This window comes from Sphingobacterium sp. xlx-130 (genome assembly GCF_011007405.1).
In the GTDB taxonomy this organism is placed as follows: Bacteria; Bacteroidota; Bacteroidia; order Sphingobacteriales; family Sphingobacteriaceae; genus Sphingobacterium; species Sphingobacterium luzhongxinii.
Window position 1 is genome coordinate 44075 of sequence record NZ_WFKN01000008.1, and the last position, 11527, is coordinate 55601.

The 11527-nt window shown below is 40.0% G+C and carries 9 protein-coding genes; 7 read left to right on the forward strand and 2 right to left on the reverse strand.

Features of this window, described 5'->3' with window-relative positions:
- Positions 1-5 precede the first annotated feature (5 nt).
- From G7B18_RS14200 to G7B18_RS14220, 5 genes are all read left to right on the forward strand, one after another.
- Positions 6-1460, forward strand: a complete 1455-nt coding sequence (locus tag G7B18_RS14200) for a RagB/SusD family nutrient uptake outer membrane protein (protein WP_164123197.1) — start codon at positions 6-8, stop codon at positions 1458-1460.
- Position 1461: 1 nt separating this feature from the next.
- Positions 1462-2376 (forward strand): hypothetical protein, encoded by a 915-nt coding sequence (locus G7B18_RS14205; RefSeq protein WP_164110997.1) that lies wholly within the window; start codon positions 1462-1464, stop codon positions 2374-2376.
- Between the two features lie 71 nt (positions 2377-2447).
- On the forward strand, positions 2448-3467 hold the full coding sequence (locus tag G7B18_RS14210; protein WP_164110999.1) for a TlpA disulfide reductase family protein: 1020 nt from the start codon (positions 2448-2450) through the stop codon (positions 3465-3467).
- A 208-nt stretch (positions 3468-3675) separates the two neighbouring features.
- Positions 3676-4254, forward strand: a complete 579-nt coding sequence (locus tag G7B18_RS14215; RefSeq protein ID WP_164111001.1) for an RNA polymerase sigma factor — start codon at positions 3676-3678, stop codon at positions 4252-4254.
- Positions 4255-4453: 199 nt separating this feature from the next.
- Positions 4454-4945 carry a hypothetical protein gene (locus G7B18_RS14220; RefSeq protein ID WP_164111003.1) on the forward strand — a complete coding sequence of 164 codons (492 nt, stop codon included), beginning with the start codon at positions 4454-4456 and terminating at the stop codon, positions 4943-4945.
- A gap of 63 nt (positions 4946-5008) precedes the next feature.
- Here the strand turns inward: G7B18_RS14220 and G7B18_RS18965 are convergent, their stop codons facing one another.
- Together G7B18_RS18965 and G7B18_RS14225 are read right to left on the reverse strand one after the other, a co-directional pair.
- Complete coding sequence (locus tag G7B18_RS18965) at positions 5009-5194, reverse strand: hypothetical protein (protein ID WP_205600213.1); 186 nt, start codon at positions 5192-5194, stop codon at positions 5009-5011.
- Positions 5195-5206: 12 nt separating this feature from the next.
- Positions 5207-5791 (reverse strand): alpha/beta fold hydrolase, encoded by a 585-nt coding sequence (locus G7B18_RS14225; RefSeq protein WP_205600330.1) that lies wholly within the window; start codon positions 5789-5791, stop codon positions 5207-5209.
- 689 nt (positions 5792-6480) lie between these two features.
- Here G7B18_RS14225 and G7B18_RS14230 point away from each other — a divergent pair.
- The gene (locus G7B18_RS14230; protein ID WP_164123198.1) at positions 6481-9633 is read left to right on the forward strand and encodes a SusC/RagA family TonB-linked outer membrane protein; all 3153 of its coding nucleotides are present in this window, start codon (positions 6481-6483) and stop codon (positions 9631-9633) included.
- 10 nt (positions 9634-9643) lie between these two features.
- Positions 9644-11413 (forward strand): SusD/RagB family nutrient-binding outer membrane lipoprotein, encoded by a 1770-nt coding sequence (locus G7B18_RS14235; RefSeq protein WP_164123200.1) that lies wholly within the window; start codon positions 9644-9646, stop codon positions 11411-11413.
- The last annotated feature ends 114 nt before the right edge of the window (positions 11414-11527 follow it).

Sequence of the window (11527 nt, forward strand, 5' to 3'; positions counted from 1 at the left end):
AAGTGATGAAAATATTTTTTAAGTATAGTTTACTTTGTTTAGTGTTGTCGTTCTTTACAGGGTGTAACGACATGCTGAGTGTTAAGCCTGTAAATAGCATGATTCCAAAGAGTTTGGAGGATTTTGAAGCGGTGTTGCTAGGTGGATATCCACGATCTGATTTTTTTGTGAATACAGAGATGCTAACCGATAATGTGTATGTAAATCTGAATACAGATGCTTTGCCTAGCAGAGATCGAGAGCTTTGGTATACCTTTGCGCCCTCGATGCTACAGCCTGGAGTTCTATCCGATCCTTATTGGGGACAGCTGTATAAAAGTATTTACTATGCAAATACCGTTTTAAGCTACCTTGAAGATTACGACTTTGAAGAGAGGGAAAGGAGTCTTTACGAGCAGATAAAGGGTGAGGCATATGGTCTTCGTGCCTTTGCTTATTTTTATTTAATTAATCTATACGCGGATGTTTATAGTCCTGAAAATTTAGACTTGCCGGGTGTACCTCTGTCTCTTGATGCGAGTGATGTCACAGAGACCTCTTCTAATAACACACGTGCGAGTATTGAGTCTGTATGGAATCAGATTGTACTTGATCTAGAGAAAGCCAGTGGACTATTGTTAGGTAAACGTATTTCTGATCGGTACAGGTTTTCATACAGTACAATACAGTTGTTGCGCTCTCGGGTTGCGTTATTTATGGGAAAACATGATGATGCAGTCAAATACTCGACTGAGGTGATAAGCAGCTATCCATTAGCAGATTTGAGCGAGATGGAAGGATTAATCACTAATGGTGTGGGTGAAGCTTTGAATTATAAATTTGGATTTGTTGATACGAAAGCTAATAGTGAGTTGCTGTTTTTTACAGCGGGCAAGGCCAATATGAACCCTTACTATTTTTCCACAGGACCTATTAAGCCTGCTGTGGAATTATTAAACTTAACTAAACGGTATGGAGAAATGACAGACTACCGCCAACTTGTTTATGATTCTTTTCAAGAAGAGGGGACTTCGCAAGCTCTTAAAGCGGGTAAGACTGTCTACAAGATGTATGCTTCTCAAGACTTATTATGTTATTACGTTGGGTTTAAAGCATCAGAGGCTTATTTAATCCGTGCTGAAGCTAATGCTCGATTGGATAAGACAGATTTGGCGTTAGCGGATATCAACAAAATATTAAAAAGTAGGATGCGTAAGAACTTTTTGGTTGAATTAAAGTCTCAAGATTTTGCGCAGCGCGAGGACGTGATTAAACGTGTGTTGGAAGAAAGGCGCTTGGAGCTAGCATTTGATGGAGGTCTTCGTTTCATGGATTTGAGACGTTTAGGTAAACCAAAAATTGAACACATTTATAAGGATGCGTTAGTTTATACTCTGGAGAAGAATGATCCACGGTATATCTTACAGATTCCGCCTTCGGAAACAGAAAATAGTCCAGAAATGCCTAAAAACCCGAGATAAAATGAAAGCTAAAAGATATTTATATAATTTATTGGGACTAGCTGTGGTAGTGCAGTTAACAAGTTGTTCAAAAGAAGACAAACTTATACCGACAGCGGATGTCGGGGTTATGGAGTTGTTTCAGCCAGCTCCTGATGCAAATCCTTTAGAGAAGAGTATGTATCAAGAATATGGTGTATGGACTAGATTAGATTACAAGGACTCAAGAGAGGTATACAATTCCTATTTAGGGCAGGATGAAACGAGCGCTCGTTTTCCTGCAGAAAAGGTAGACCCTAATCTTCGAGAAAGTACGTATATTTACATGAATACACTACTCTCTAATGTAAATAAGGAATTTTCTAGGAAATTGATGCCCAACGAAGTTTTTTTTGTCAAAACTTATGGACACCCATTCTTTACACCCAAGTTTACAACCATAGGTCGTAATCGTCTAGTTGTTACTTGGCCTAATGCTATTTCTAAAATGCCGATTACAAATCCAGAAACGCTATATTATACGGATGAGGCTTTGACAAGTGGTGTGTGGGATAAGTTAAGTGAATTGGTTGCGGCTCGATTGACAGAGGAGATAGAAGGTTTTGAGGAATTAGGTAAACCTTATGATGGAGGAACAGCTTTCCGCAAGATAAGGGATCAGTTTTTTGTAGATAGAGATCTACAAAAACGTAATAGAGACTGGAAGGCTTTGGCAGATGAAGGAGGTTATTTAGATCAATATTCTTCATTCTCTTTTCAAGCGGAGTATAAAGCGTGGTTGAAATTACTTCTTACCGAATCATTTGAAAATATAAATGCTCGATATTTGGAGGGAAATGCCATGCGTAAAGCAAAGTATGAACTGTTTGTGGCATACTTTGAACAGAACTATAATTGGGATATCCAGGCCGTAGGAAATAAATACCGAGCAAAGTAATATCTTCTATAACAAATAAAGACTGGTAGGCAAATAGTGTCTGCCAGTTTATTTTAAAGTTTTATAAGTAAATGAGGAGTATAAGATTAGTAATTTTATTTATTGTGTTACCTTTTGCGGTGGTTTCGCAGACAACAGATAAGACCATTTTTGTTGGTAAGGTAGATCCTAAGTTCAACGGCACTAAGGTGTTTTTGTACAATAATATCACGGGTGATGGAGACACCAGCGTCGTAAAGGATGGTGCTTGGCGGATGGAGATTCCTTATACTGTGCCCACTAGACATATGCTGGCATCAGAAGCCGAATCCAAAAAGCATGGCGGTTATGCGCCATTTGGAGTATTGGTCGAAGAGCCGGGGCTAGTGACAATCGAAGGCGATTTGGAGTCTTTTTACATGTCGAAGGTGTCTGGTTCTAAAGCGCATGATGTACTGAATCAGTACTTTTCTAGATTGAAAGAGGAGCGTGGAAACGAATCGGCCATAATTGCAGAGGTGGTGGCAAAGAATACGGATTCTTTTGGGGCGGCTTTCTTGTTGGGTCGTTATGGCAAGGCGATGACTCCGGAAGATGCACTAAAAGCGTATGATGGACTTAGTTCTGCTGTTAAACAAACCTATTATGGTAAGTCTGCTGGCAACCAAATCAAAGGAGCTTTACTTTCTAAGGAAGGCGCCTTGGTCGAAGACTTTACCTTACAGAATGAAAAAGGGCAGCAATTGAGCTTTTCTTCGTTGAAAGGTAATTATGTGCTTTTAGATTTTTGGGCATCCTGGTGTGGACCTTGCATCGAGGAATTTAAAACGTTAAAAGAAGTATACGCTAAATATAAAGGCAAGGTGCCTTTTGAGATCCTCAGTATATCGACGGATAAGAGCGAAGCAGCTTGGAAGAATGCGTTGAAGAATCAGGAATTGCCTTGGGTACAGATGCACGATATCACAGGAGATGGCGCTATCGCAGTTAGTAGATTTGCGGTAACGGCATTGCCTACTACATTTTTAATCGATCCCCAGGGAAAGATTGTAGCAAAAAACTTACGTGGTAAAGAGTTGGAATCTTACTTGGTGAAGCTGTTTGGAAACTAAGAAGAATTACAGCTATAGCTGTTAAAGACCTGTATTTACAGTTAGTGTGTATAAACCGTTGATGATTGATTTCATCAGCGGTTTTTTTATTTTTTAATGATCTTCATGGCAAAATTGTTTTCATTATTTTTCGATCTCCTTGGTTTTTCTTATACTTGACATCTGAATTTACACTAACTCATCTAAATACGGATAAACCCATCGCATTTTGAAAAGGGAAGATCTTGAAATGGTACAGGCGATCAACGATGCTGATCCCAATGCTTTTAAGAAGCTATTCGACGGTTATTGGAAAAAGGTGTACCGTACAGCTCTTCAAAAACTACCCCGCGAAGAGGATGCCTCTGATATAACTCAAGACGTGTTTTATATCATCTGGAAGAATCGTGGTTATTGGCATGTAAAGACGAATATAGAGGCTTATCTATTGTCTATGTTGCGACATAAAATATATGATTTTTACGCGCGACGGGATAGATTGCCTATTTTTGTTCCTCTTAACGAGCAGGAAGAATATTGGGATTATAGTTTCCGCGAAGGCGAACACGATGACTTTTCGGAAGAAAATCAATTGATAAAACAGGAAATTGACGCTATGCCGGAAAAGATGCGCGAAATATTTGTGTTAAGCCGTTTTGAAAATCTCTCTGCCCAACAGATAGCAGACAAACTCGGAATCTCTGTACAAACTGTGCGTAACCAAATCTCGTCCGCCCTAAAGCGATTCAAAATTAGATTTGGAGATAAGACTACCTGGTTATTGTTTTTGTTTTTTATTAAGTTTTAAAAGTTTTTTATGCGCCTCTCTGCCGGCGCAAGGCATGTTACTTTTCCCTCAAAAGTAACCAAAACTCGTCACTGTGCCGGCTTGCCAAAACGGATTACTATTCCTACAATTGGCAACCCGCCAAGGTGACATTTAACGAAGGTGTAAAGCAAATGCTTATGGATGGCGCTAAACCGATCACTTAAAATACAATTTGATAGTGCACGATTTTAATAAACCACCGTTTTTAATAAGGCATGAAACACCATACCCTTCGGTGACTACGGAGTTTACGGGTAAAACGGCTTGGGTGAGGTTTGCTAATTTTCTTTACGAAAGTGCTGGAGCTCCTACTTCTCTGAAACTTCAATATCAGTTTCAGTATGTTGTGGATAATGAAACAGGTGAAAAAAGTCCCTGGGCGAATATAGGTAAACCGGTAGCCTTTGGTGAGGTAACGGGATGGGAACCCGTGACTGTGAACAAAACAGTTGAAATATCATCAGGTACAGCGCGTATCGACTATCGTATCCGTTTGATTGGTTCCGATGGTTCCGATCAAGGCAGTTTGATTGTGCGGAATAGTGCAGGAAAGATGGTTGATTATTCAGATTGGTGGAATGCAGCTATTGGTCGTGTATATATGCATACATTGGCTGGGAATAGAGTGGCTACACCAATAGCATCGGTCAAGCAGGGGACGGCATTGTAGATTGGAACTTTTTGTAAGATAACTAGGAGGTGCAGCATTGTGCCTCCTTTTTTGTTTCTCAATTTAACTTAAAAATTTCTCCAGCAGAGAAGCGATAAAGACATCTTCTTGATCACCAGCTTGGACTGTCGTGATCTCTCCAATATATTCGCCGTGCCCACCGGGAATAATAGCTATTCTGCAGTCTTGGATAATCCTTGACATAGCTACGATATGTTCGGGAGTAGCAACGTCGCTATCGCCATTCACAAGAAGCACTGGTCAGGCTATAGCTCTGAATTGTTCATCAGGCAAATCCTTCAATCTCTTGATCCGTTCTCCGCATTTTTCGTATAGATTCATCAGTTTTTTTGGATCGGGTGTAGCCGCTAAAAAGGCATCTTTATAGGCTTGGGGCATCTGTTCGAAGGTTCCATTATTAATGAATTCCCAGAATTGGGAAAATGCTCCATCGCGTTTTAATAGGGGCGATCCGGCTATTATTTTACTGCAGCATTGCGGATGACGGGTAGCAAGTAGCAGAGCCGTATTTGCCCCATTGCTAAAGCCGAAAATATCAGCTTTAGTTATATTTAGATATTGTAATAGAGTGGCAACACCGTCTGCATCCTGTTCAAATGAAATCGGTCCTTCCCGATCGGAAGTATGGCCACGGGCCTGGAGTTCTACAGTGATAACTTTTCTGGATTTGCTGAGAGTACTTATCACGCGGCCAAAAGTGGTTTGTATGGTAGAACCTCCGCCATGCCGCAATACCAGAGGGATGCCGGTAGGTGAACCATATACTTCGTAGTACATGCTGATGCCATTGATATAGGCATAATTTCCATTTTCAGCCGTGTTCATCGTTAGTGATTAAGAATTATTCATGGTGTTATAAAGATAATAATTTCTTTTTATTGGTGTGATATGCTGTTCTTTTTTGGTTTTTGAATGTCCTTTTGATCTGAACGATTATACTGGTGAGTCATTTGATTAATCGTTTAGCCTTTTTGATACATCTTGTGTTTTTTGATTCATCGTGCGCTACAGTTACATTATCGTATGTCTCACTTGATAAATAGGTTGTACCATTTGATTTATCAAGTGTAGCAGTTTTTCTGTTTAAAAATTGATAAGATTTTTAAGAATTTCTTGTCCCTCGCGGGAAGCTGGTGCGAAGCAATCCGGAACAAGGTATAGCCGAGATATTGACGACGCAGGATAAGTCCAATCTTCGGGTAGAAAAATCTTCAGGAGTATTAACTCTAAAACACATCGGTTAGAAAGAGCAAAGTGTTGCCTGTGAAAATACGGAGAGAGTTCTTCAAGCGGAGTTGGTCGCCTTGGTGGATAAGCTGTTGAAGGCAGGTGTAATATCTGAAATGGGATAGATTTCTTTGACCATATAGTTGTTGTTTGTTTGGTTTTAAAAATAATAGTGCAAAAAAACGCAAACTCCTTTTTTTTTTCGTAGACTTGTCTTAACTAAATTATTGGTGTACAATAGCCATTATTAGAACTAAACACAATTTTTAAAACAAACTATCAAACACATGAAAAGAAGATTTTTACTTACTTTTTTCGGGATGTGTCTCTATGCATCCTGTTTGATGGCTCAGCAAAAGGCAGTTACTGGTAAGGTTACTTCATCCGATGGAAGCGGATTAGGTAGCGTGACAGTTATTGTTAAAGGTACGACGCGTTCGGTACAAACGAATGCCGACGGATCTTTCTCTATCCAAGCTGCGCCAGGCGAAACATTGATCTTTAGAGCGGTTGGCTCTGGAGAAACCTCACAAGTTGTAGGTTCAGGCAATGTCTACAATATCAAATTGAGCGGTTCAGAAGAAGTGATCGATGAGGTAGTGGTGACGGCTCTGGGTATTAAGAAAGAGAAAAAGGCTCTTGGCTATGCCGTACAAGATATCAAGGCGGATGAGTTGATGAAGAATAAGAGTGCCAATGTTATCAATTCGTTAGCAGGAAAAATTGCAGGTGTGAATGTAACGCAGACGTCTGGATCAGCAGGCGCCGGCGCTCAGATTATTTTACGTGGTGGTACCTCTTTAGAACGGGATAATCAGCCTCTTTTTGTTGTTGATGGGGTTATTTACGATAACTCGACGGTTATAGGCGGAAACAGTGCTTTTGATGGAGCTCAGGCTACATCGACATCGAATAGCAACCGTATTATGGACGTTAACCCGGAAGATATCGAGAATGTGTCTGTCTTGAAAGGGCCTGCCGCCGCTGCCCTCTATGGATCTCGAGCTGCTGCCGGTGCTATATTAATTACAACAAAGAAAGGTCGAGAAGGGCGTGCTGAGTTAAGTTTTTCCTCACGTGCGTCGAATAACTGGGTGAATCGATTGCCTGAACAGCAAGATAAATATAAAAGGGGATACTATAATGCGGCTGGCGCATTAGATACGTACACTACGCAGTCTTGGGGTGAAAAATTCGGCGGTAATGATGTAATGTACAATAATATTGAGGATTTTTTTCAAAATTCTACAATTTACGATAATAACGTAAGCCTTTCTGGAGGAAATGCGAACAGTACGTTTTATTTATCAGCTTCTAGGTTTGATCAAAAAGGTATTATACCTCAGACTGCATATGATAAATCTACCTTCAGGTTCAATGGTGATCAGAAGTATGGCCGCTTAACTTTAGGAGCAAATGTGGCGTACTCTTTGGCAAATACAGATAAAACTCTTACGTCTGCGGGTTTATACAATTCCGGCGGATCAGGCGCTATGAGTTCGGTTTATAGATGGTCCCGAAATGATGATATGACAAAATATCTTAACGATGATGGGTCAAAGTATAGAATTTTTCAGGGGCTACAGGATCTGCAAGACGATATAGAGAACCCATATTGGACAATTAATAGAAACAAGCTGGGGGATGCTACTGAGCGTATTACTGGAAGTCTTAATGCGAATGTGAGGGTATTCGACTGGTGGAATCTAACTTACCGAGTTGGAATGGATAGCTATTTAACTAAAAATTCTACTGTTATCGGACGAGAAGGTGCCGTTAAAGAGCTTTGGCAGAATGGGATGATGTCCGAAAGTGATTATAAGTTTAATTACTGGTCTTCTAATCTTATGTCCAACTTTGAAAAAAAGGTTGGGGATTTTGATTTGGGAGCTTTGGTCGGTTTCTTTTCAGAACAAACTAAAACAACCAACAACCGTAGAATGGGATATGACTTTTTAGTCGAAGACTTCTATAGTTTTGAAAATATTATTGATGCGAATGAGATTTTAAGCGTCACGAATTACAAAAAACGCCTGTATGGCCTATATGGAGAGTTACGAGCTGGCTACAAAAATATGTTATTCTTGACTGCTACAGGACGTAATGATTGGACTTCTACATTACCGGTAGCTAATCGATCTTACTTCTATCCATCTGTGGGAGGAAGTTTTGTGTTTACTGAATTACTGAAGGATGTCTCCTGGTTAAATTTCGGTAAGTTGCGGGCTTCTTGGGCTCGAGTGGGGAAAGATGCGGAGCCTTATGTAACAAATACTTATTTGTGGTCTCCTAAAGAGATGTTAGGCGGATTAATCGGTGTGGGAAACAACTGGCAGAGAGGTAATCCTTACTTAAAGCCTGAAAATACGACATCCTTTGAGGTGGGGGCTGAACTAAGATTCTTTAATGGACGTTTAGGTCTGGATTATGCATATTATACGAACAACTCTTATAATCAGATTTTGTCGCCTAGATTAGGGCAATCCACTGGTTATATTTTTGTGTCTGTGAATGCGGGAGATATTTATAATAAGGGAATGGAATTGTCTTTGACGGGTAAACCAATCGTAAAAGAAGGGTTTACTTGGGAGTCTATGATCAATATGTCTAAAAATAAAGGGACTGTCGATAATCTATTAAAAGGAGTTGATATTCTTTATGTTACGGATGTACAAGTTGGTAATACTAAGGCTGCATCTTTCAATGGAGGTGATTTTATGGCTATTTCTGGTTCCAAATGGTCGAGAACCCCTGAAGGTAAGGTGATATTGGATGCGAATACAGGAATGCCGACCAGTGATAATTTAGCAACTTATAATATCGGAAACAGAGAGCCAAAATTGACAGGAGGTTTTAATAATAGTTTACAGTACAAAAATATTAATTTTTCATTCTTGTTTGATTTTAGGATCGGTGGTGATATTTACAACGGAACGGATTATTTTATGACTGTTAACGGTATGAGTAAACGATCTATGGAGCGCGAGTCAATTACGTTGGATGGAGTCGTAAATACAGGTACAGCCACGGCACCTGTATATCAAGATAAATCTGTTACATTCGAAGCAGATCAAACTTATGATGTAAAAGGAGTACAAACCAGCGGAAGAAAGATTATACAAGATTACTGGTCGGATTTTTATACTAGGGAAAGTGCAAACTTTATGACAAATACGAACTGGTTGCGTTTAAGATCGGTCTCATTATCGTATAATTTTGCCAATGAGTTGTTAAGAAGCGTAGGTTTATCAAAAGTTGTTAAAGGTGCTACAGCGACGTTAACGGGGACAAATTTATGGTTATTAACAAATTATAAAGGTATGGATCCCGAAACTTCTGCTGCCGGTTCTGGAGTTGTGGGCTCTAGTTCTGTCGGTATCGATTACAACGGTGTGCCAAGTACTGCTGGTGTTGCATTTGGTGTTAATTTAAAATTCTAAGTTGAGAGTCATGAACAGATTTAAACAAATAATAGCGATTTTGACATTGGTCGTGGTTTTAGGTTCCTGCAAGGAAAGTTGGTTGGATATTAATGAAAATCCGAATACACCGTCCAATACCACGGCCTCGGTGAAAAGTAGGCTGCCATGGATCCAACATCACTTTTTGTATGCGCAGGGTACCGCGGGTGCTCGGGCTTCACTCATAACTCAACATTTAACTTTTGTAAATAGCACGGCTCAACAAAGTATGGCTGCTGGATGGAATCCAATAGCTGGGATGTCTACAACTCCTTATCAGTTTTTCTTCGTTGCTTCTGCGTCAAATCTTAAGGACCTGGAAGAAAAAGCCGAGGCGGAAAAGGCTTTTCATTACTTAGGGGCGGCTAAAGTAATTCGAGCGATGGGATTCATGTTGATGACAGACTGGTACGGGGAAATGCCATATACAGAAGCGTTGGGTTCAGCCGTCACTCCAAAATTTGATGATGGGAAGACCATTTTTGAAGGGTGTCTTAACGATATAGATTTAGCAATAGGGTATTTTCAACAGCAGCAGCCGACGACAGCAACTCCGCTAAGCGAGGGAGATAGTTGGAATAACGGAGATGTAAGCAAATGGTTGAAGCTTTGTTACGGCTTGAAAGCTAGATGGCTGAATAATCTCTCTAAGAAGTCGAGTTTATATAATCCAGACCAGATTCTAGATGCGGTATCGAAAGCCTCGACTTCAATAGGCGATGGTACTGTGGTGACTCATGCTGACGTCATTGAGAATACCGGAGACGTATTGTTTGGTGATCCTTTAAAGACATCAATAGTATTTAATAATGTAGCTATGAATACGAATTTCCGTGTGACAAAATGGTATACAGATATTCTTACTAATTTCGATAATCTAGGAGTTGAAGATCCTCGTGCAGATAAGCTGATTCCTTGGGCGGAATTTGAGACCCCAAAGAAATTTATACGCTCTAAAGGCGTTGATATGCAATCAACTATTCGTATGAATGCAGGGCCTATAACGGCTTCCTATAATGCTACTAATGCGGCAATTACAAGCAATAATAGGTCTGTATCTGCACATTCATGGTACGTCAATTCTGCTAATCAAGCGAGGTGGGCTGATACGGCTTACGTATCTTTAAAAAGTAGTTCTATTGGATATAATAAGGATGTTTCTGATATCTATAAATGGGGGGATGGCGTTGTGGCGGCTACAGGTACATTTTATACCAGGCCAGATGCTCCTACTTATTTGGTCGTTTATCCAGAGATGTGTTTTATAAAGGCGGAAGTTTTGATGCGGAAAGGAGATAAATCAGGCGCATTTACAGCTTATAAAGATGGGATTAAAGCTCATATCGACTTAATGAATCAAAAGTTGAGCACATATGGAAACGTTAATCCGAGTAAGTCTCCGATGTCTCAATCGAAAATAGACAACTTTTTGAATAATGGTATAGGGACAGCTAATGATATTACTATGGCGAAGATTATGACACAGAAGTTTATTGCGATGTCGTTTTCTCAGCAGAATTGGAATGATATGCGTAGACATGATTACAGTATCAATTCTTATCTCGGATGGGCCGTGCCCTATGAGTATACTGTTACGGCGGCTGCTCAAACAAAGATACCGGCAGGAAAGCAATTCAGAAGAGTTAGGCAAGTCTCACATGAGATTAACTATAATGCTGAAAGTTTGAAGGCATCTCACCCGAATGCGTTAAGCGATGATATCTGGTCTTATCCAGTTTGGTGGGATACAACAGATTAAAATAGAGTCTTCGATTCTTAAGATCGGCCCTGTAGTTTTACTGCAGGGCTTTTCTGTTTTTAAAAGATACACGAAATCGATTGCGCTACCTGTTGTATCCTTATTGTTACATAA